Source organism: Spirosoma sp. 48-14, from assembly GCF_001898575.1.
GTDB lineage: Bacteria > Bacteroidota > Bacteroidia > Cytophagales > Spirosomataceae > Spirosoma.
Genome location: NZ_MKUD01000028.1, coordinates 73,225 through 95,995, shown reverse-complemented (window position 1 = coordinate 95,995; position 22,771 = coordinate 73,225). Strand labels below are relative to the sequence as shown.

Below are 22,771 nucleotides of genomic sequence, written 5' to 3'. Positions count from 1 at the left end.
GGTTCTGTTTATAAGTTTCCTTTGGTTTTGATACGTCCGGCGTCCTGGCCAGTTTCCCGTTCGCGGGCGGCTTTCACGTCGCTGCTACCCAGTCGGTAGCTAAACCGAATCGTTAGCCGACGGCTTTCCCATTTACGGTCAATGTAGAATTGCTGAGTCTGACCTTCAGCTAGTTGAGGGTTGCCAGTCCATGAAATGTCGGATTGCCGTGTACTGCTATTGGACCATCGCCACCGCATGGTGTTAAATACGTCGTCAATACCGATGGTGAGTTTACCCCGGTCATGCAGGATTTTTTTCTGAACACTGAGGTTTAGCGCCCCCAGCCCCCGATAATGGTAAATGGTTTGGTTGGTTGGCGCATTCCAGAAGCCTGATACCTGCGCCGACCAGGAGGTCGAGAGCGTAAACGAGTGCTGCATATACCCCTCAAAGGCGAACGTACGGGTGTCGAAGGAGCTTGACGGTGTGATGTTTCCCGTAAAATGATTCCAGGTGGCCCCGGCGTAAACATAACTGCTCCACCATTTTGTGAACTGATAGGGCGTGCTGAATGATAGGTTCAGTGCATCGGCCCGGCCTACGTTGGCAACTGTAGCGTAAGCCGTTATGCCCTGTTGTTGAATGACTTCCTGCGTATACCCATCGGTACGGCCATAGCTTATTTTTAGGGTCGAGGCCCATTTGTATGTATAACTCAGGGCCAGTGTATGCTCAAAAGAAGGTCGTAAATACGGATTGCCCCGTTCGCTGGTGTAAGGATCGACAGGGAAAGTGAAGGGGTTTAGGGATTGATAATTAGGACGGTTTATGCGACGGCCGTAGTTCAGGGCGAATTGGCTGTTGTTGGTCATCTGATACTGGATAAAAGTCGTTGGGAACAGGTTCAGGTAGGTGGTATCGGGCCGGTCGATCCGTTGATTCAAGAGGTCGGTCGAACGCCCCCGAATGGTGGAATGTTCGGCCCGAAGCCCTGCCTGTAAGCTCCACTTTCCCGCTGATCGATTCAATGACGCATACGCTGCACTGACCTGTTCGCGGTAGGTAAACCGATTGGTCCGGCTTACGTCGATCTGTTCCGACAAGCCGCCATAAGCCTGTAAATCGTTGGTTGTATTGACATCGGTATGCTTCAGCCCCATTTCGAGCTTCAGGCGTTTGCTCTTCCATTCCTTCACTGCGTCGGTTTTCAGGGTCAAAATGGTAATGGCTGTTTGGCCGTCCTGCCGCGAATGCCGGGTAAACAGTGGTTCGCCAGCCAGGGCGTAATAAACGCTGGTTAGTGTGTTGGGAGCCGTGTTGCTAAAGCGGGTGAGGTCGGCATCCAGGTTCAACTCGAAGCCTAGCGTATCAGTGTATCGGTAGTTGAGGGCTGCGTTGAATCGGTGGTTTCGGGATGGATTATCCACTGTGTTGGCAATGCTGGAATCAGGCTGGTTTTGGGTGTTGAAAATTCGGGTAGTCGTGTATGTTCCAAAGCGATTGGCCGCATGGTTACCTGATACAATCAGGCCGAGCGTTTGTTTGGCGTTGATAAAGTAGTCGATGCCGGTTTTATAAACGATAGCCTGTGTCCCATCGTGGTCGGCCCCTCGTTGTTGAAAATATTGGTTAGCTGTCAGCCGGTCAACGGCTACGTTAGTAATCTGAAAATTGTCACTGACCGCTACGTTACCGAACAGGTTCAGCCACCTGGTGCGATAATTCAGGTCGAGGGCTGCGTTGGCGCGGTGATGATCGCTTTGGCCATACCCACCCGATACGTTTCCGTTCAGACCCAGGCTCTTGTCGCGCCGGAAGCGGATGTTGATAATGCCTGCCCCGCCCTGAGCGTCATACCGAGCTGAAGGGTTTGCAATTAGTTCAACGTTCTCAATGTTGGTAGCGGGGGTTGCCCGTAGTAGATTGGCCAGGTCGTTTGCCGAAAGATTCGTTGGTTTTCCATCGAGGTATACCGTTGCGCCCTGTTTTCCCGCCATTTTAATGTTATCGTTTGGGTCGATCATGACGCCGGGTGCCTGCTGGAGCAGTTCATAGGCGGTTTTACCCTGAGCCGTGGCGTCAGCGGCTATATTCAAAACAGTTTTGTCGATCTGTTGCTCGATGTATGCCTTCCGACTACGTACCGTTATACTCGCCAGTATCTGGGTAGAGGTTTGCAGCCGGAGTGGTTCAACGGTTAGTGACTGCCCCGTATTTAGTGTAACGGCGTCGCTGATGGCCGTCGTCATACCAATCAGTGATGCCTGAATGCGATACACCCCGACCGGAATAGCAGCCAACACATACTGCCCATCCTGATTGGCTACGGCACCTCTTACCAGTGTGGAGTCTGTCAGACGGAGTAGTTTAACGACAGCGTAGGCGGCTGGCTGCTGGTTAGCATCCTGAACCGAGCCGGAAATTGTTTGGGCCTTACCCGAAAAAGCGGTCAGTAGCAGGGGAAGTATGTAAAGGAAGCGTTTCATAAGCGTGTCATCATTTGGGCTGATTGATGACACAAAGGTGGCTAAGCAGCTTTCTCGCTTCGACTCATGAATAATTTGAGACGGCTCAGGTTATAATTTGAGACCTAAATGATAGCTCAGGGCCATTGAGGGGCTAATTGTAAGCCATTACGAGTCGATATTGACTGGTGGACGTTTACCCTGAGCTGTCATTGACCATTGCATTATTGGTAGCTAGTTTCCAGAGTGATTAAAGAGCGAAAGAGTGAATGAGTGAAAGAGCGAAAACCTGCCGGACGGCTTCGCTCTTTCACTCATTCACTCTTTCGCTCTTTAAAATCAGATCAACTTATTCGTAATCGCTAGTTTGATCAACTGGGCAGTGTTTTGGACGTCGTATTTGGCCAGCATGTTTTTTCGGTGGCTGTTGACGGTACTGACGTCGATAAAGAGCTGGTCGGCAATTTGCTGGTTGGTCAGGCCATCGGCGATTTTAATCAGAATCTCTCGTTCCCGTCGGGTCAGTACAGGAAGGGCTATGGCGTCGGGTTTGTTGAGGGTTATTGAGGCTGACAGACTAAAGTATTTTCGATGCTGTATGACCGTTTTGATGGCGTCTACGATTTCGTGTTGAGCTGCATCTTTCAGGATATAGCCGCTGGCCCCGTTTTCGATCATCTTTTTAATTATGCCTTTTTCATTGTTAATGCTAAGCGCCAGAATATGAATCGCGGGGTGGTTTGCCTTAACCTGCTTACAAAGGTCGAGACCGTTGCTATCGGGGAGGTTGATGTCGAGGACAATCACATCCGGGTGTTGGTGCTGAAGCTTACTAAGCAGGTCTTTACCCGTAGCCATTACGCCCAGACAATTGATGTCCGGTTCACGCTCGAATATGGCTTTCAGCCCCTCCGAAACAAGCGGGTGATCTTCTACAACCAGTAGGTTAATCATGGGTTAGCGGAATTTCGATGTAGTACGAACAGCCTTTACCGGGTTCAGTCTGTAGGTCGATGCTGCCTTTAAGATACGTAATCCGATGGTAAACATTCTGAATACCCATGCTTCGGTTATCATTCACTCGCCTGGGGTCGAACCCCTGCCCGTTATCTTCAATGGTAAGATTAATCTGCTGGCTCTTCGCCATGATCTGAACGAGCACCTCGGTCGCGTTTGCATGCCGAACAATATTTGTCGTCAGTTCCTGCACCACGCGATAGATGGTCGTTTTATACAGATTGTCGAGGGGAACGCTATCGAGCCCGAAGGTTTGGTATGTAACGTTGATGCCCGTGTTTTCGGTTAGATCTTGGATGTAGTCCCGGAGGGCATCTTCGAGGCTGAGCCTGACTAGTGTTTCTGGCATCATATTGTGCGATACCCGGCGTAGTTCTGCCAGGGAAGCATCCAGCAGGTTCATGCTTTTTTCGAACGCCAGCGCGTTTTCTTCCGATAGGACAAAGGTTTGTTTCATGGCTTGAAACGAATATTTAACACTGGATAAAATGCCGCCGAGGCCGTCGTGCAGGTCTTTGGCCAGGCGGCTCCGTTCGTCTTCCTGTCCTTTCACAATGGCGTGGCTGGCCAGCAACTGCTTTTCGTGTTCCAGTTGCCGGAGCGTTTGTTCGTACAAGGCCTTTTCCTGCTTCCGAATCCGCGCCCGGTTCTGCATCCAGAGGCCAAAGAAAAACAGGGCGCCTACCAGCACAATTATCGAAAATGCCAATAGACTGACGAGTCGCTTCCGGTTCTGATTTTCGAGCGAAAGTTGCTGAAGAGCAGCCTCTTTCTTTTCGGTTTCGTACTTCGTAGCCAGTTCGCGTGTGGTTTTTACGATGCTGTTGTTCAGGCTCACATCCCGCAGTGAGTCGGCCAGTTGCTCGTAATGGGCGGCTCGCTGCGGGTCACGTTTATCGGCCAGCAACAACCGGGCGTAATGGGTATAGTAGGCCTGTAGGTGCTGAATATTGCCCGATTTACGCCCTTCGATCAAGGCCGTTTCGAGATGGGATAGGGCAGGGGTAAACTGGTTTTGATAGTAATAACCGACCGAGAGCCAGTAATGAGCCTGAGCTGTTCGGTCGGGCGATTGCAGGCCCGGACTTAACTGCTGCAAGGCCTGTGCATGAGGTAAAATAGTCTGAAAATGCCCCGTTTCCAGATCGTGCTGACATTCGTTTTGCAGCGCATCGGCCATGGCTACGGTGTCGTTGAGTTTCCGGGCGAGTGTCATAATCTGTTGGTTCGTCTGGTTGGCTTCGGTACGTCGGCGCAACTTCCAGAGAATGGCTTCTTTATTGACCAGATGACTTAGGTAAAACCCGTCTTCAAACGCCCGGCTAATGGCAATGGCCTTGTTGATGTACGTCAGGGCAGTTTCTGGTTTATCGGTTTGCATAAATACCGAACTGAGGTTGTTGTACACATTCGCCAGTTTGACGCTGTCCTGAAACGACTCGAAAATGGGCATCGACTTAAAATAATAGACTGTTGCCGAATCGAGCCGCTGCATTAGTGCAAAGGTATTACCCATATTCTCATACATGATGCCTTCGCGCATGGGGTCTTTTCGGGCCCGACTCAGCGCAACGCCCTGTCGGAGCAGCACCATGCACTGATCGTATTTGCCTTCCAGATTCAGCAGTTCGCCCTCGCTCGAATAATACCGGATGATGCCTCGCACAAAGCCCAGTTTCTGGCTCAGCAGGTAGCCATCGTGGTAGTAGCGCCGGGCTGTTTTGATGTCGTTGTAGGCATACTCGTCACCAAGTTTGTTCAGGAGCTTAACCCGGTTTGTATCGGGTTGGGAGGTAGCCAGCTTTTGTCGCAAGGCCACCAGGTTACCCGTCTGTGCCCAGCAAGTCATATCGTGCCTCAATATAAGTAAGACAGCTAAAGCGATAAGGAAGCGGCTGGCAGTCAGCTTCATGGCTTATAGGTAAGGATTGGAATAAAGACTCAAAAAAAGGGCTTTTTCGGTAATAAAAATTCCCCTTTTTTGGGGAAATGGAATGCCGGCCATTTTCCTACTTTTGGCTCGTTTCCCAGACCTCCATTCCCGATTATGAAACGAGCCCTTATGAGTTGCTTTCTGTTATTGGCTGCTTATGGACTTACCTATGGCCAGTTAACGACGCTATTCCCACCAGCAACCGCAGGTTATAAACCCGTGGGCAAACCCGACTGTACGTCGATGAACATGGCTGGTCTACCGCCCATGAACACCTGTTCGCAGAAATACAGCAATGGCAAACAGATCATTACGATCTCCCTAACCGAATATCCGAAGGGCAATCCCACGATGGTGGACTATGGCGCTGGTGGCAATCGGCAGGGCGATGACCCATCTGCGGGTGCGCACAGCTACGAAAAGCTGGTTGTGGGCCGTGCCAAAGGGAGTGTTACGTTTATGAAACAGACAAAATTAGCTACTGCATCGCTGACTGTAGATAACACGCTATTGCTGGACGTAAATGGTGCCAATCAGCCTGATGCCGAAGCTGTAAAAGCCTTAGCCAAAGCGTTGAAACTATGAAAACAGCTCTTTTGCTGCTGATCGGTTGCATGGTATCAGGCGCCTGTTTGGGGCAGGAGGGCCGTCCGGCTCTGGAAGCTGAAACCGCCGAAGATGAGCGGGTAAAAACGATCATTCAGAAAGCATTACCGCATGACCTGCCAGATTGGCGAGTTGAGGACGAATCGAAAACGACGGGCGTCACCTGGTTTCACGACGGGGGGGCAGCCGTAAAGTACCCGTTCGCACATGGTTATTCGATTCGCTATGTCCGGCAGAATGTGAGTGAGGCCGAAAAAGATCAATGGCGAAAAATAGCCGTAGATGTGGCCGGTGTTCAGAAGATGCTGGATGAAACCGAGTGTGAGATTAAGGTTCGGGTAAATGGTTTCAGTAGTCGGTTAGAAACAGATGGCACTGCCCAGAAACGCGGTTTCCCGTCGTTTGATCTGGCACTGATCGGTCCACATGAAAGCCGGCTGATGATGGGAATTGGCTGGAATACAGCGAAGGCCGAAGCCCTGGATGACCAGCGAATGGCTTATTCGCTGTTGGCTCCTTTGAACCGGGCAATGCCAATGACTCAGATTCAAACGGTGCTTCTGGAGGTGAAAGGATCGCCTGCCGTGCTCGACTATTTTTTGAAACAGATGGATATAGCTGCTTTGCGTACGTTGGTAGGAGCGCAGAAAATAAGTAATCAGGCGATTTCATCGGCAAAGGCAGTCGCGAACGAAGTTGAAAAACCGTTGACCAACCCACTGGCTGGCATCAATGAAATAGAATTCACCCTCAACGGAGGTAATTTTCAGAATCGGCATATTCGCCTGAAGCATTCCAGCGATGGTGAATTCGGTTATCTACGCAATAACCACCCTAACCCAACTACCACTGAAAATGCCGTAACGCGTATTCTGATTCAGGAAGATGACGACTTTAAAACGAAAATGAAGAGCGGCTTTCTGGATATTACTATCCCATTCATCCGAAAAACAGGCACATTTGAGGTTTATGCCGGTGCCGAAAAGGCGTCGTTTTCGGGAGGCATTAACTGCTGGGATGGCTGCGAGTACAGTTTTGATGCCAATGGGCTGACGGTGACGGTTACGCGTTATGATCCCGTCGGTGGGTTTATTGAAGGTACATTTACGGGCGACGTAAAAGTAGGCTATCGGCTCAATCAACCTTTGGATAACGATCAGAAAAAACGGCCCAACGCCCAAATCAATGGCCGGTTCAAAGTACGTCGGAAGGCCGACCGATTCTAAAATTTAACCATTCACAATCACGAAAAACGAATTATGCAAACGTACTTTTTATTGGGCATTGCCCTGCTTACAGGTGTAGGCGCATTCGCTCAGGATATGAAGGCCTATCAGAATTATGATTTTGTAGCCGGGGATAAGATCATCTTTAGCGATGACTTTCAGGATAGTCAGGTGGGCGAATTCGGTACCCACTGGAAGTTGAAAGAAGGGCAGGCCGTTGTAAACAAATCAGGCGACGAAAAAGCCTTTTTCATTACCAAATTTTACACGGCTTTAGCCCCCCGCGTTAAAACGCCAGCCTATTTGCCGAAAGACTTTACCGTCGAATTTGATGCCTGGCTGGATGCTGGCTACGACTCAAATCCGGGAGTGAGGGTTGAGTTCACGAATGGTGAGGATGCCGTTATTACTGTGGAAACGAACCGGGATTATACCACCTTCTACGGGCCAGAAGGGAAACTGAATGGCGACAACCCGGAAGAGGTCCGGGCCGAAAATTATTTCAACAAATGGATTCACTATGCCATTGCTGTAAAAGGTAACCAGCTAAAAGTATATGTCAATCAGTACAGGGTTCTGACTGTGCCCGATGTGACGTTTAAGGCTACCAGCTTATTGGTAAAAGGGGATGCCAGTGAAGGCAAACCCATGGCATTCAAGAATTTTAAACTAGCGGCTGGCGGTGACCAAAACCTGATTGGCAAAGCCTTTACCGATGGCAAATACATCTCTCACGGGATCAACTTCGATGTCAACAAAGCCGTCATCAAACCGGCGTCGATGGGTGAAATCAATGCCATTGCCAACATTCTCAAACAAAATCCATCGCTTAAGTTTGAGGTGGGCGGCCACACCGATTCGGATGGTGATGATGCCAGCAATCTCAAACTGTCGGAAGCACGGGCCAATGCCGTAAAAGCTCAGTTGGTATCGATGGGGATTGATGCTAGTCGGCTGATGATCAAAGGGTATGGCGAAACTAAGCCCATCGGCGATAACAAAACCGTGGAAGGTAAAACCGAAAACCGTAGGGTGGAATTTGTGAAAATTTGACTCTACGGTTTTTGCATCACGCTCCTTGATCCACGCGTTCAATACACGACAACCTCCGGTTTAGAAGACTGTAATTTCTGGTACGGATTAGTCAGAAATTCCTGTATCAGACGGCCCCATTCGGCCCCACCAACGCCATGAGCGTGATTCTTAAACAAAACTCGCTGGCTATTGGGCATGTAGTGATGAATCCTGTCGATATACAGTGGACGGCAGGCATTATCCATTTCACCGTCGGCCAGTAAGGCTGGTTTCGCTGAATAAAAAGGCTGTTTAGTGGCTGGTGTTATGGGCGGTACGTTCCAGCAATCACACATGGCTTTATACACGTCATTAATAGGATAGCCCTTTAGGTACGGATAGACTTCATAGAGTTGCTGAAGAACTTTTTCGCTGTGATACGCTGTCTGATCGGCGCAATACACAGAAATACGCATACCTGAAGGGCCGTTTGTTCGTTCGAGTTTGTGCTCCAGGAAAGGCCTTATGTATCGGTTGTGGTTACCTTTTATCATTTCTGTGATAGCATACGGCACTTCCTTCATCGATGTATTGACCAGAATATCCAGCAACTCCCTACGCGTATAGTTGATCAGTAGCGTATCCGTTTTACCTTTGGCTACGTAAGGCATTGTAAACTTTTTGCCGTCGATAGCAGTAAAATACTGCTCGAATTTTGCCTTCAGATTCCTATAACGCGCTTTATCCGTCGAATCGCTTTCTACATGCCGAAACAGCACGTTCAGGGATTCGGCAAAATTGGCTGGTTCATCTTCATCAATCGGTACAAACGTTGGCAGCGGTGAATCCAGGATTAAAGACCTAATTCGTGAAGGGTCGCGCTGGAGCACAGCAGTCATTAAGCCACCACTATAGGAAATGCCAATTAAATTGACCGAATCGACCTTGAGCGTTGCCAGCAGATCGTGCATATCCGATACGGTTTCATCGGTATTATAGCCAGTAAGGTCAATGCCTTTCGCTTCCAGTGCTTTTTTATAGCGTTTTACCCCAACCACTACCATACTGTCTTTGTCCAGATTTCTCCGATAGGATTCTGCGATGGCATCCGACAACTCATTACTCCACAGGTTCGGCACCGCAAAATGAGTACCTCGCTGTTCAAAAGCAATGCAATCGCGGTCATTGATAATGAGCGACTTCGATGCACCCTGAGCCCAGCCTAATGAACTGCCGCCGGGGCCACCACTCGTGAACAGCACGGGGTCTTTCCGTTTAGCAGGATTTTTACTCTCGACCCAAATGAAAGGCAGCTTAATGGTTTTGCCATTCTTCTTTTTCCGATTTTCGGGGACAATCAGATAGGCACAATGCGTCCGAAAACTGCTGTCTATGTTGACCTGGCAAGGGCAAGCCTCTAACTGGCGAACAACACCCGGCTGGCTTCTAACCGGGGTCAGGAATGAAACGAAAAGGGGAATGAGTACGGTAACGATTGATAATCGGTTCATCAGCTGCTGTTTTTTCTGCAAATGAATCGGAATTTTCACGCCGATTTTAGTAAAAAACGGACATTCTCAATCCAGGCAGCTTATTGAAAAGTTACTTTCGAAATCGTACAGGTTGTATCCATTCCTGAACAGAGCCACGTTGTTATTGCCCCAAAACAATCAGGTTGATGAGGTAATCTGTTCGTTCTTACGTTCTGCGCTCGTTGACTTTCTGCCCCGTAAATCTGACGACATCCCTGTAGAAGTGGCTCATGTCGTAATAGCCAAAGTCATCGGGTGAGAAGCGATCGTTATGGGCAACATAACTGGATAAAGCTGCCCGCACTCTCATCATCGAAAGGTATTGCTTGGGTGGGGTGCCGATAACCCGATGAAAATACCGATTGATGGTTTTTGATGTCAGAAACATCCGATCGGCGAGTTGGCTCGTGTTTAGTTCCATGCCGTTCGCGCCGAACGTACCAATCGTATCACTCACCATTGTCCGGTAATGATCGGCCTTTTTACGGTCCTGTAACTGGTTTAAAAAGAATGACTCAATCAGATGGACGCGCTCTTCGAAATGGATGGCCTGTTTAATGCGCTGAATAAGCAGGATGGGTAAAACCGTTTCCAGCGGCACCACCTGATCTTTGAATTGAACCTGATTGATACCTGAAATGGCTTCCAGACCGCCCGGAAAAAACTTGATCGTGAAAATGTGATCGGTCGGCAGATTATGCCGCTCAACGATGTTGTTGCGCAGAATGAGCACATCGGTCTGTTTCTGAATCTGGTATACTGTTGGGCCCACAGTTAGCTGATACGGTTCCCCTAGATTGATGTAACAGGTTGGGGTCCAGCTCGGAAACATCCTGACTGTAAACGAATTATTGGCCACGTGCCGAAAGGTTTCTTCTGCCGACGATTCTGAAATGAACTCAATGTAATCCGTCAGTTCATTGTTGGGAATGTAGAAGCGATAAAGCTTTCGGATGTTGTCAAATATCTCCGTCATTCTTTTATGGATAGGGAACTTCTTTTATCAATATGTCCAATCGGTATCTCCGTTTGTTTAAACCCTGTATGTTTCTGCTCCACTTCCACTAATGCTGTTGATGCGATTTTGTAAGATCGATAATTTTTCAATAAGGGCGGCAAACGATAGTGTTTCGCCATAAATCATGTTTTCCTGCATTTGGCGATAATCGACTTGCCATTCGGCTAGTAAGTGGTCAGGTGGCACAAAGGCCAGTTTGTCGGGGCTATGATTGCTGTAATCTATCCCGGCAATGGAGGTGAACCGTTTGCGGTGGTCCACAATGGTTTGGTATAAATCAGTATCGTTTAAAGCGATGTCGGCAAAGGCAGATTGGCTTAGCTTTTCAATGTCGTACAGGTGGCGGCTCAGGCGATCGACTCGGATTTTGTCGGCGGGTTTCTGAAATTCTTCGTGTAGCAGAAAGATTTTTTCCAGAAAGGTTCGTTCGGGATTTACCACCGGGATGGTTATTGGCGCGTCGGCAAAGGGACGGTCGCTAAACTGCTCCGCAACCAGTGTCGTAAAGGTTCGGGCGGTGGTTGGTTCCCTCAGCGATCGACAACCAACCTCAACCAGCACACGGGGCTTTACGTATGTCTCCTGCTCGGTCAGACTTGGATAATAAATCTCAATAATAACCGGGTCCTGATCCGAATGCCCCGTATGTTGATAGCCTACGGTTACACCCCTAAAGCCAGCTTCGTTGAATGTAGTGGTGAGTTCTGGTAGGAACGTTTCCGTCATGAATTGGTACGACTTTTTACGAAGCTTTTTGATGGTTTGCCGGTCCAGATCGCCCGGATAGCCAAGGTAATCCCGGTCGATAGCCAGGTCAATATCTTCGGAAAACCGCTGAATCAAGCCCCAGCCTTTGCTTAACGATGTGCCGCCTTTGAAGATCAGCGCAGGGGCGCATTCCATCGAAAACACCAAATCCAGTGTATGTACCACCCACCAATCTTTCTCGATAGCCACAGCGGGCAATCCCATGCGCCGGGCTGTTTCAGTAAAAATAGCTAGCCTGGTTGCATCGGGCAATTGCAACCATGTCTGCAAACGTACTTTATCAATCATGCATACGTGTATTGATGAGTGGGCGCAGGAGTTGCCTTATCCATTCTGGCGCTACGTTAATGTCGTGCTGGAGATGATGTGGCTTTTCGTCTTTAAGCCGCTCTCCAATAAGTCGTAATTCATCAGCCGTTACCTTGTCTTTGCCAATGGTACGCAGTGCCTGAATGACTAGCTTACTGATTTCGCCGGTAGCTGCCAGATTTCGGGCACTGGCTTTCTTAAAAGTAATTGTCTGTTTGCCTACTGTTACTTTTCTCGGAGATGCATCGGTATAATAAACGATGTTCAACGGAACCTGTGTAGTAAGTCCTAATTTATAAAGCGCATAGCTGCCAGTGGGTGCTATCCGGGCTTTGTCGCGTTTGGCAATGGCAGCCGCAATGGTTTCAATTCCTGGCAGAATCGGCCCAAGAATCTCGTCCTCAACGGGCCTTACGTACATACCAGTAGCAACACGGTATAACTTCCCATCTAGTACTAATCGCTCCAGTGCTTTGGCTACCGTTTTCGCAGTAGCAATACGTAAAAAACTATCGACGAAAAACACTGTACCCTTTCGGGAACGTAATACTTCTTCAAGTATTTGTATTTCAGTATTTTCTATCATTTTTTTATATACGTTTCGTCGCAAATTTAGTAATAATTTGCGACGAAATCAGACCATGAAGCCCATTGTACTAAGGTGGCCTTTCACGCGCCAGTTCAATTCTTTACGGTATTGGTGTTTCGTAACGTTCGGCCAGTTCATTAGCGGTGTCGTCGCTAAAGAGGAAGATAAGCTCTTCAAGTTGCTTCTAAATAGCCGCTTTGCTGATTTTTTCTTTGTCGTTGATGACCTTGTCGCGTAAGAAATTTAAGGGTTTTCATATTGGTATTAATTGTCGAAAAGAATTGAAATTGAAACCAAGTGATCTATAGATCATTCCGAAATGAACTCAATATACTCCTTCATTTCGTTGTTCGGAACATAGAATTGTACAGCTTTCGGATGTTGTCGAAGATTTCCGTCATTGGCTTTAAAGCTGCTTAAAATGCCTGATATACGAGCTTATCCTTTGTGCGTAATCTAATATCATTTACGGCTCCCGTTCCCCGAAATCCATAGACGAGTCCTATGATTTCTACCTTCTTCGCTGGAAGTGCTGCTGAATAAGCCACTTTATCATTGACAGTATAATATAGTTTTTGCCCATCGCTATGACAGGCTACATGGACCCAATCGGAAAAGTCGACGCCCAGCCCGGACAAATCCGTGTTTTTCCCCAATACAGTCCGTGCTCCGTCCATCAGCATCAGTTCCGAAACGCAGCCTTTCGTACAGAGCGGTATTGAGATGGGCATGTCGTTGGTCATCAGCACAATCCATGATACCTGGCAGGTAGCGGAACCTTCGCTGTATTCATTTTTTACCCGGCAGTCAAAAGCGAAATCCGTTACGGGTACGGGTTCGAAATTGCCGACGTTGAAATACTTCACTAAAGGGGCTTCGGGCTGTAAGGCTACGTTTTTCTGCTGAATGGCGGTGATGGGCAGCCGAAGCTGCCCCTGTGCTATAAAATCAGTCGACTTCAAATAAATTGGTACCGGCTTCGTGGCAATGGTACCTAGCCAGCCATTGGTGGGAATCAGCAGCGAATGTTCCTTCACAACCTCATGACCCACCACCAGCTTGGCCCGGTAGAACCCCGGTTCATAATAGATGGATGTGTGGGTATTTCCGTCTTTGGCGACCACTTCACGGCGGGTCTGATCCCAGGATTGCTGAATATAGACCGAATCGGTTGGAGAAGCTGAGGCATCGTAGGTAAAAATAACCGAGTTTGGAATGGTGCGGGTGAGTGGTTTGCTACTGAAGCTATACTGAGTGGCATCGACCTGCGGATTCTTCTGCTCAAACGCCACTACGCCAAGCAGAACGGCCACAAGTACAACGCCTGACATCCAGCCTAGCCGACGCCAGTTGATGGATGGCTTCATCGGTATAGCTAGAATTGATTCCGTCGGTTCCGCGATTTGAGATGGCGATTCAACAGATGTTTCCTGCGACCGAACGAACTGCCGCCAGTCGGCATAACCGGCAAACTGAGCCAGCGTATTGAGTGTGGTAGTACTGGGTAGATGCTGATAATCTACCCGTCCCCAGATTCTTCGTAGCGTACTCGCGCTTAACGAGACACCGGTTTCGTCCAGAATCCGTTGCTGTAGATTCTCAAAATCGGTACTGGTCCAGGTTTCGACCGCTCCCCAATCGAGTTTCTGTTCGATCAATTGTTTGCAACGGAGCAAATCGGTAGAGTCGGAAACCATTGTCTGTCAGTGTGATATAACTTGAAAAAACTTGAATTCGGAATGATTTTACGCAGATGTCCTTTTGCGATACGTTTGCTAGCGTATTCTTAATCAGTGTACGAGTTTACATGTTTTTACGATCAATTCCGATGCAGCCTGTTGCCTTTCAAACGATCACGAATCACTTTTTCGTCAATCCGAACGCCTTAATCACTAATCGTATGTACCGACTTCCTTTTCTTCTGCTTGTTCTGCTGGTTTTTGTTCGGCCAGTATACGCTCAGAAAACGACTGCCCGTAAACCGCAGGAACTACACATCCCAATGACTGCCGAACGGTGGAGTTATGCTCCGGGGCAGGTCGAATTCATGACTGGCAAAGAGGCTGGCATCATGAAAATTATAAAAGGTCCCAAAAGCATCGTGCTGAAAGATGTGACCTTCAGCAATGGTACCATTGAATACGACGTCGAACTTACGGGCCCTGGCTTTCCGGGTATTAATTTCCGAATGGACGCCGATCAGCAGAATGGCGAAAATTTTTACATACGTTCGTTTGGGAAAGTGACGCCCGATGTTCGGACCACGCTGCAATATGCCCCCATCATTAAGGGAATGAGGATGTGGGATATGACGGACGAATACCAGACGGGCGCTACCATCGCCGAAACGGGCTGGAACCACGTAAAGCTGGTGATTTCGGGTCGGCAGATGAAAGCGTATGTCAACGACATGAGCAAACCAGCGCTGATTGTACCGGAACTGGAAAGCCCGGAACTATCGGGGAGTATATCGCTGAGCGGTGCGGTCAATTATGCCAATTTCGTCATCAAGCTTGATGCTACCGAAGGACTCAATCCAGAAGCTGGTTATAACGTACTGGCTCATGATTCCCGGTATCTGAGAAACTGGCTGGTCAGTGAGCCTGTCATATTTCCGTTTGGCAAAGAGCCGGTCGTTGGCGTACAGAGTACCTACGGAAAAGCGGGCCGGGCTGAACTCCCCGACAGCACTACGCGCTGGTCGCCCATCAAAGCCGAAAGCCGGAATATGGTCAACCTGAGCCGACGGTATGCCCATAAAGATGGTGAAGTTCGGCTGATGGCCTGGCTCAAAACCAGTATTCAATCCGATAAAGCGCAGGAACGGCTGCTGAATCTGGGCTTTAGCGACGAGGTATGGGTGTTTGTAAATGGGCAATTCCTATATGCCGACAAAAATTACTTCGGCACCCCGCAGCAGAAATACCCGGCTGGTCGGTGTACAATCGAGAATACGACCATCCGGCTGCCGCTAAAAGAGGGTAATAACGAAATCCTGATTGGGCTGGCCAACTATTTCTACGGCTGGGGCATCGTGGCTCGTCTGGACGACACCGTCGGCATTCAGACGATGAAATAGACGCAGAAACCCAATCCCACTTTTTAGCTTGTCAATCAGTATATAACATGAACAAGTTCTTTCAAAGTCTCCTCGTTATCAGTGTTTTTAGTCTGTCGCAGCTCAATGCCCAGACGTTGTATGTCGATGCCGTCAATGGCAAAGATAACGCTTCCGGCACGCAGACTTCGCCTGTGGCTAGTATCGAAAAAGCCGTAGCACTGGCGCACGATTTTTCGGGGAACGAACCCGTAACTATTAAACTATTTCCAGGCTTATACACGCTCCAGAACCTGGCCGAACTTAGAACAAAGCAACAGCCCGACAAGGCAGGTTCGTACACGCTGGAAGCCATTATTATGCCCGATGATGATGACTGGAAGCCCACCAAAATGCCGGTCATTCAAAGCGTGTCGGCCAACAATTCAACGGTTCAGTTTGCGCACTCAGTGGGTTTTTTAGTGGACCAGAATAATGTGCGTTTCAAGGGACTCAAGTTTGTTGGGAATGCCAATCCGGCTGTGAACTATTACTACCCCATCTCCCGAAAAAACGAAGCCCTGAACGGACTGACAGTTTCGCAGTGCTATTTCATTGGTGAGAAAAACTCATCGCCTATTCAGGGCGCTATTTGGGCGCATGGAGGGGGGACGCACGTAGATCACACCATTTTCTACGGCTGTAAAAACGCCCTGCTGTTGTTCAAATCCATCAGCGATTTTTCGTTGACGAATTCGATTGTTTCCGGCTCCTACGAAGCTGCGGTATGGTTCGGCAAAAATGACCCTGACTTTCAATTTAGCAACAACCTGATCACCAACTGTGAGTACGTCTGGCTCCGACCCGAAAACACCGCGCCCAGGTATACCTTTTGGAATTCGGTCATGGCTGGAAACACGCATTACATGGGATTTTTTGGTCCCAAAGGGGCTGTAGAAGCCACAGAAAATAATCAGGTCGAACAGAATGTGAAAAAATCGGGGACTGTTGTATTGAGTGAGGTGAAAACCAATGGCTTACCAGCCGACTATTTGAATCCGTTGCCACAGTCTGAAGGCTATGCGTTGAAGGCTGGCATTTTTAAGAAACCGAAGCAATAAGACTGATTAGAGCTGTGCTTACGGGCTACGCCCTACTTTATTGTCTATTAAAAAAGCCAGACGACGTGACGTTGACTGGCTTTTTAGTTCGCTTACTAGAACAGTTATTACTTAAAAATCAGATGCCTTTTACAGCGTCTCTGTCTATTAGCGATTCATGAGTGTATAACATTATAACGGTAGCGTTTGTTAAACGGTCTGAAAAATTGTGTAATAATTTTTCAGATTATTACTGATTGCTAAACGGTTCCCGATTTTACGGTTGTCCAGGTTCGTACAAAAACTGTCCACAAACGGACAGTTTGATTAGATGGAATTTTATCAAAACAGGCCAATTCTCGCTGGATTGGCCTGTTTTGATATGTGGCAAGGCATTTGTTATACATTTACACAACTAATCCTTGCGTATGAAAGGGACTTATTTAGGTGAGTTTGAAGAAGTCGTGCTGTTGGCCGTTGCGATTCGGGCGGGCGATGCCTATGGAGCGGCAGTCGTCAACGAGATTGAGCTGCAGATGGAGCGTACTGTCAATCTGGGAGCCGTTCATTCGGCATTGAACCGACTTCAGGAAAAAGGGTTGGTCAGCTCGGAAATGGGTGGTATGACTGCCGAGCGCGGTGGGCGTCGGAAAAGACTATATACTGTAACCGCTTACGGCCGTCGGGTGCTGGAAGAAGTTCGGCAACTGCGCAATCAAATGTGGGATGCAATACCCCGAACGGCCTGGTCATGAAACACACTGATCCTCCTCGCTTTATCTCACATTTTCTTCATCTGTTCCTGCCTTTGCATCGGGCCGAAGAGTTGGAGGGTGATCTGGATGAACTGTTTCAGCAGCGAGTCAATGAAGTTGGCCTACGAGAAGCCCGTTGGCGGTATATGCGCGATGTAGTGAGCCTGTTACGACCCAGCCTGATGCGTAGAGGCAAGGCATGCCTTGCCTCTACAACCACAAATAATATATCCCCCAAACCAACACATACAACCATGCTACGGAACTACCTCAAAATCGCTTTTCGGAATCTGGCCAAGAACCAGGTCTACTCCTTCATCAACATTTTTGGGCTGGCGTCGGGTATGGCTGTGGCGATGCTCATTGGCCTTTGGCTGTACGACGAGCTTTCGTTCAACCGACAGTTTAAGAAGCATGATCGGCTGGCTATGCTCTGGCAGTTTGTAAAGTTTGACGTAGAGAAAGTTGCTTACGATATAATGGCCATTCCGCTGGCTCAGGAACTACGGAGCCATTATCCTGATTTCGAGTCGGTTGCTCTGTCGAAATCGCGCGATGTGATTGTAGCTGCTGGTGATCGCAAGCTGCTAAAAACCGGAAACTACGTTGAACCTGAGTTTATCGACATGCTATCGCTAAATGTGCTATCGGGCACACGGTTTGGGAACAATGATGTCAATTCAATTTTGCTGTCGAAGTCGCTTGCGCAAGCACTTTTCGATACCCGGAACCCACTTAATAAGCTGATCAAACTGGACAATAAACAGACGGTGAAAGTGGCGGGTGTTTATGAGGATTTTCCAGCCAACAGTACGTTCGATGATGTCATGTTTCTGGTTCCCTGGAAATTTTATGCGGCTAATGATGAGAATGCCAAGCGCGACCGTGATGAATGGGATTCCAATTCATATCAGATTTTCGTCCAACTCAAACCTGGTGCCGACTTCCGCCAGGTATCGACTAAAATCAAAGACATACGGATGAAGCGGGATAACCCGCCGGGTTATAAACCTGAATTTTACCTGCATCCGATGAGCAGGTGGCACTTGTATTCCGATTTTAAAGACGGCATCAACACAGGTGGGCTCATTACGTTTGTCTGGTTGTTTGGTAGTATCGGTGTTATTGTGTTGCTGTTGGCCTGCATCAATTTCATGAATCTGAGTACCGCCCGAAGTGAAAAACGAGCCAAAGAAGTCGGGATTCGGAAGGCAATCGGATCGCTACGCACCCAGTTGATTGCCCAGTTTTTCAGTGAATCACTGCTTATGGCGTTGCTGGCGTTTGCTGTTTCCATTCTGTTCGTACAGTTTACGCTTCCCTTCTTTAATCAGGTGGCTGAAAAAAAGATGACCATTTTGTGGGCCGATCCACTATTCTGGTTGGCTGGTTTAGGTTTCAGCCTGCTAACGGGCCTGATTGCGGGGAGCTATCCGGCGCTGTACCTGTCTTCGTTTCAGCCCGTTAAGGTACTCAAGGGCATTATGCGAACCAGCCGCTCAGCTACTATTCCACGTCGGGTGTTGGTGGGCTTTCAGTTCACCGTTTCAGTAACACTCATAATTGGCACCATTATCGTCTTCCGGCAGATCGAACATGCCAAAGACCGTCCGGTGGGGTATAGCCGTAGTGGGCTGATCGAAATCGGGATGAACGCACCTGAGTTGTACGGGCACTATACGGCCTTACGGGATGATCTGCTCAATACAGGTGCCGTAGCCGATATGTCGGAGTCATCGAATCCGATAACAGTACAGGCTGGTGGCACCACCGATATTTCCTGGAAAGGCAAAAAGCCTGGTAGTAAGCCTCTGGTTATGACAAACTACATAACGCACGATTATGGCAAAACGGTTGGCTGGCAGATTAAGGAAGGTCGGGATTTTTCAAGAGCCTATTCAACCGATACCGCGTCGGTCATCTTAAACGAAGCGGCCGTCAAACTGATGGGATTCAAGAATCCAATCGGAGAAATCGTTCGTCGGGGCTCCCCAAACCGCCAGTTTAAAGTTATTGGCGTTGTCAAAGATATGATCAAGGAAGATCCGTTCAGGCCAGTTAGCCCATCGTTTTTTGCTGTTGAATACGGGAATGTCAATACCATCAATATCCGGCTGGCTCCGCAGTTATCGACTAATGAATCGCTGGCGAAAGTAGAGCAGGTGTTTAAACGCTACAGCCCCGATTCGCCGTTCGATTACAAATTTGCCGACGAACAATATGACCGAAAATTTGGGGCCGAACAACGGGTTGGGCGACTGGCGGGAGGCTTTACAATATTGGCTATTTTGATCAGTTGCCTGGGGTTGTTTGGGTTAGCCTCGTTCATGGCCGAACAGCGGACGAAAGAAATTGGTATCCGCAAAGTGCTCGGCGCATCGGTTTTCAACGTCTGGCAACTGCTCTCGAAGGAGTTTGTCATACTGGTCGTTATCGCGTTTTGCCTGGCGACTCCGCTGGCGTATTATCTACTATCGGACTGGCTTCAGAGCTACCAGTATCGAACCGAATTGTCGTGGTGGGTTTTTGCCTTGTCAGGTTTCGGTGTATTGACGGTTACGTTGTTGACCGTCAGCTTCCAAAGCATTAAAGCCGCGTTGATGAATCCGGTTCGCTCCCTGCGGTCGGAATGAAAAATGGACAATGAAGAATGCATAATACCCGATTGCCATAAATGACGCCCCTCATTATTCGTTATCAATTATTCATTTTTCATTATCCATTATGAACCCACCCCGTTTCGCCATCTACCTGCTACACTGGTTCTGCCCACCCCACCGGGCCGAAGAACTGGAGGGCGATCTGGATGAACTGTTTCAGCAGCGCGTGCGGGAATTAGGCATTCGAAAGGCCCGCTGGCGATACGTGCGCGATGTGGTGAGTTTGTTGCGTCCTAGCCTGATCCGTAGAGACAACACATGCCTTGTCTCTACAAATGAAAATACCTACCCCAAACCAGCCTATACAACCATGTTACGCAACTATCTCAAAATCGCATACCGGAATCTGGCCAAGAACCGGGTCTATTCATTCATCAATATCGGAGGGTTGGCTGTTGGTATGGCCGTCGCTATGTTGATCGGTCTCTGGATATACGATGAACTGTCGTACGATCGATATTTTGATAACTACGGCCGCATTGCCAAAGTCATGCAAAAAGGTGAGTTTAATGGAGAGGTGTTTCATGGCGAATACAATCCGGCACCGATGGGCCCCGAACTGCGAACGATTTACAGCGATGATTTTTCGCATGTCGTCATGTCGTCCTGGACTAAAGACCATATTCTGGCCTATGGTGAGAAAAAATTAACCAAAATGGGCAATTACCTGAGTGCCGATGCGCCCGATATGTTTACGTTGAACATGCTTAGTGGTACGCGGGCGGGTTTAAAAGACCCCAATTCGATTTTGCTATCGGAGACAACAGCTAAAGCCTTATTTGGTGAAACCGATCCAGTGGGTAAACTGATGAAGATCGATAACAAGCTCGATGTTAAAGTAACGGGCGTGTATGAAGATTTTCCGTACAATACGGAGTTCAAGGATATGAAGTTTATCGCTCCCTGGGATCTGTACGTGGCATCGGAAAGCTGGGTAAAACGGGCGCAGGATAATGTTGAATGGGGAAATTTCTCCTGGCAGGTGCTGGTGCAGATTGCCCCTAACGCTGATTTCGATGCGGTTTCAGCCAAAATCAAAAACATACGGCTGAAGCATAATCCCGAAGTCGCGTTTATCAAGCCCGTGGTATACCTACTTCCCATGAGCCAATGGCACCTCTACTCAGGTTGGGATAAATCGGGCAACCTCGAAGGTCGGATACAATATGTCTGGCTGTTCGGCATCATTGGGGTATTTGTGTTGCTGCTGGCCTGTATCAACTTCATGAACCTGAGTACGGCCCGTTCTGAGAAGAGAGCTAAAGAAGTGGGTATTCGGAAAGCCGTTGGTTCGGTACGGAGTCAGTTGATCAGTCAGTTTTTCAGCGAGTCGCTGCTGGTGGTTGCGTTTGCGTTCGTAGTGTCTATTCTGTTCGTGTTGCTGATACTCCCGATATTCAATGAAGTAGCTGATAAACAGATTGGTATTTTATGGACGAATCCCGTCTTCTGGCTTTGTGGTGTTGGCTTTAGTCTGCTAACCGGACTGATTGCGGGTAGCTACCCTGCCTTGTATCTGTCGTCGTTCCAGGCGGTTAAAGTGCTAAAAGGCACGTTCCGGGTGGGGAGATTTGCATCGATCCCGCGTCAGGTCCTGGTGGTGGTGCAGTTTACGGTTTCCGTGACACTGATTATTGGAACGATCATTGTATTCCGGCAGATTCAATACGCTAAAGATCGTCCAGTCGGATATGACCGCACTGGACTGATCACGGTGGCGATGAATACACCGGAGTTATATCAGCATTACAATGCTCTACGGGATGCCCTTCTCCAAACAGGAGCCGTGGTGGATATGTCAACTTCATCGGCTCCGGCAACCGATCTGAATTCGCAGAATAGCGGTTTTAGCTGGCCAGGAAAAGATCCCAACTTTAAAGAGAGTTTCGGGACCATTGCCGTTACCCACGACTTTGGTAGAACGGTGGGGTGGCAGTTTGTAAAAGGGCGCGATTTGTCGCGGCAATTTACCAGCGATTCTTTGGGCATGGTGATCAATGAAACGGCCGCTCGGTACATGGGCGTTAAAAACCCTATTGGGATGCAGGTCAAATGGAACGATACCCAATACCGGATTGTGGGCGTCATTAAAGATATGATTATGGAATCGCCGTTTAAGCCGGTTACCCAAACGGTTTATGTGCTGAATTACGGCTGGGCGAATGTGATCAATATCAAGCTTAATCCAGCCCGCAGCTCACGAGAATCCCTGGCTAAAATCGAAGGTGTTTTCCATAAATTCAATCCGGGCAGCCCGTTCGATTATCGGTTTACCGATCAACAGTATGCCCTAAAGTTTGCGGCCGAAGAACGTATCGGAAAGCTGGCATCCGGTTTTGCCATCCTCGCCATTCTGATTTCCTGCCTGGGATTGTTTGGATTAGCCTCCTTCGTAGCCGAACAACGCACGAAAGAAATCGGCGTTCGGAAAGTGCTCGGCGCATCGGTGACGAATCTGTGGGCTCTGCTCTCAAAGGATTTTTTGATACTGGTTATCATCTCGTTTGGCATCGCTACGCCCATAGCCTGGTATGCCCTGAACAACTGGCTTCAGAAATACGAATACCATACAGATATGTCGTGGTGGATTTTTGCGATAGCTGGTTTAGGAGCGTTAGCCGTTACGTTGCTGACTGTCAGCTTCCAGAGCATTAAAGCCGCGCTGATGAACCCAGTTCGCTCCCTGCGGTCGGAATGAAAAATGGACAATGAAGAATGCATAATACCCGATTGCCATAAATGACGTCCCTCATTATTCGT

16 protein-coding genes are annotated in these 22,771 nt (G+C 48.5%); 8 read left to right on the top strand and 8 right to left on the bottom strand.

Annotated features, from left to right (window positions below; translation table 11 throughout):
* Positions 1 to 8: 8 nt before the first annotated feature.
* The 3 genes from BGO59_RS16555 to BGO59_RS16545 form a co-directional block, all read right to left on the bottom strand.
* Positions 9 to 2,468: an outer membrane beta-barrel protein gene (locus BGO59_RS16555; protein ID WP_293684748.1), complete on the bottom strand. Its 2,460-nt coding sequence runs from the start codon at positions 2,466 to 2,468 to the stop codon at positions 9 to 11.
* A gap of 318 nt (positions 2,469 to 2,786) precedes the next feature.
* Positions 2,787 to 3,401 (bottom strand): response regulator transcription factor, encoded by a 615-nt coding sequence (locus BGO59_RS16550; RefSeq protein ID WP_293684746.1) that lies wholly within the window; start codon positions 3,399 to 3,401, stop codon positions 2,787 to 2,789.
* The gene (locus BGO59_RS16545; protein WP_293684744.1) at positions 3,394 to 5,313 is read right to left on the bottom strand and encodes a tetratricopeptide repeat-containing sensor histidine kinase; all 1,920 of its coding nucleotides are present in this window, start codon (positions 5,311 to 5,313) and stop codon (positions 3,394 to 3,396) included. The genes BGO59_RS16550 and BGO59_RS16545 overlap by 8 nt, the downstream gene beginning before the upstream one ends.
* A 198-nt stretch (positions 5,314 to 5,511) precedes the next feature.
* Between BGO59_RS16545 and BGO59_RS16540 the strand changes: the two genes are divergently transcribed.
* Genes BGO59_RS16540 through BGO59_RS16530 form a run of 3 tightly spaced genes read left to right on the top strand, consistent with a single transcriptional unit; the run spans position 5,512 to position 8,282 of the window.
* Positions 5,512 to 5,982, top strand: coding sequence for a hypothetical protein (locus BGO59_RS16540; protein ID WP_293684742.1), 471 nt, complete (start codon positions 5,512 to 5,514; stop codon positions 5,980 to 5,982).
* On the top strand, positions 5,979 to 7,229 hold the full coding sequence (locus BGO59_RS16535) for a hypothetical protein (RefSeq protein ID WP_293684740.1): 1,251 nt from the start codon (positions 5,979 to 5,981) through the stop codon (positions 7,227 to 7,229). The genes BGO59_RS16540 and BGO59_RS16535 overlap by 4 nt, the downstream gene beginning before the upstream one ends.
* Positions 7,230 to 7,262: 33 nt before the next feature.
* Positions 7,263 to 8,282, top strand: a complete 1,020-nt coding sequence (locus tag BGO59_RS16530) for an OmpA family protein (protein ID WP_293684738.1) — start codon at positions 7,263 to 7,265, stop codon at positions 8,280 to 8,282.
* A gap of 38 nt (positions 8,283 to 8,320) precedes the next feature.
* Here the strand turns inward: BGO59_RS16530 and BGO59_RS16525 are convergent, their stop codons facing one another.
* From BGO59_RS16525 to BGO59_RS16505, 5 genes are all read right to left on the bottom strand, one after another.
* Complete coding sequence (locus tag BGO59_RS16525; RefSeq protein WP_293684736.1) at positions 8,321 to 9,754, bottom strand: alpha/beta hydrolase; 1,434 nt, start codon at positions 9,752 to 9,754, stop codon at positions 8,321 to 8,323.
* Between the two features lie 187 nt (positions 9,755 to 9,941).
* Positions 9,942 to 10,751 (bottom strand): helix-turn-helix domain-containing protein, encoded by an 810-nt coding sequence (locus tag BGO59_RS16520; protein ID WP_293684734.1) that lies wholly within the window; start codon positions 10,749 to 10,751, stop codon positions 9,942 to 9,944.
* Positions 10,752 to 10,808: 57 nt separating this feature from the next.
* A complete protein-coding gene (locus tag BGO59_RS16515; protein WP_293684732.1) occupies positions 10,809 to 11,849 on the bottom strand; it encodes a nucleotidyl transferase AbiEii/AbiGii toxin family protein in 1,041 nt (346 codons plus the stop codon).
* Positions 11,842 to 12,456, bottom strand: coding sequence for a DUF6088 family protein (locus BGO59_RS16510; protein WP_293684731.1), 615 nt, complete (start codon positions 12,454 to 12,456; stop codon positions 11,842 to 11,844). The genes BGO59_RS16515 and BGO59_RS16510 overlap by 8 nt, the downstream gene beginning before the upstream one ends.
* Positions 12,457 to 12,875: 419 nt before the next feature.
* The gene (locus BGO59_RS16505) at positions 12,876 to 14,156 is read right to left on the bottom strand and encodes a hypothetical protein (RefSeq protein ID WP_293684730.1); all 1,281 of its coding nucleotides are present in this window, start codon (positions 14,154 to 14,156) and stop codon (positions 12,876 to 12,878) included.
* 110 nt (positions 14,157 to 14,266) lie between these two features.
* Here BGO59_RS16505 and BGO59_RS16500 point away from each other — a divergent pair, with 110 nt between their 5' ends.
* From BGO59_RS16500 to BGO59_RS16480, 5 genes are all read left to right on the top strand, one after another.
* Positions 14,267 to 15,538 (top strand): hypothetical protein, encoded by a 1,272-nt coding sequence (locus BGO59_RS16500; protein ID WP_293684729.1) that lies wholly within the window; start codon positions 14,267 to 14,269, stop codon positions 15,536 to 15,538.
* A gap of 47 nt (positions 15,539 to 15,585) precedes the next feature.
* Entirely contained in the window at positions 15,586 to 16,617 is a 1,032-nt protein-coding gene (locus BGO59_RS16495) for a right-handed parallel beta-helix repeat-containing protein (RefSeq protein ID WP_293684728.1), read from the top strand.
* A gap of 407 nt (positions 16,618 to 17,024) precedes the next feature.
* Positions 17,025 to 17,351 (top strand): PadR family transcriptional regulator, encoded by a 327-nt coding sequence (locus BGO59_RS16490; protein ID WP_293684727.1) that lies wholly within the window; start codon positions 17,025 to 17,027, stop codon positions 17,349 to 17,351.
* Positions 17,348 to 19,984, top strand: a complete 2,637-nt coding sequence (locus tag BGO59_RS16485; protein ID WP_293684726.1) for an ABC transporter permease — start codon at positions 17,348 to 17,350, stop codon at positions 19,982 to 19,984. Before BGO59_RS16490 ends, BGO59_RS16485 begins: the two co-directional genes overlap by 4 nt.
* A 91-nt stretch (positions 19,985 to 20,075) precedes the next feature.
* Complete coding sequence (locus BGO59_RS16480; RefSeq protein ID WP_293684725.1) at positions 20,076 to 22,709, top strand: ABC transporter permease; 2,634 nt, start codon at positions 20,076 to 20,078, stop codon at positions 22,707 to 22,709.
* Positions 22,710 to 22,771: the final 62 nt, after the last annotated feature.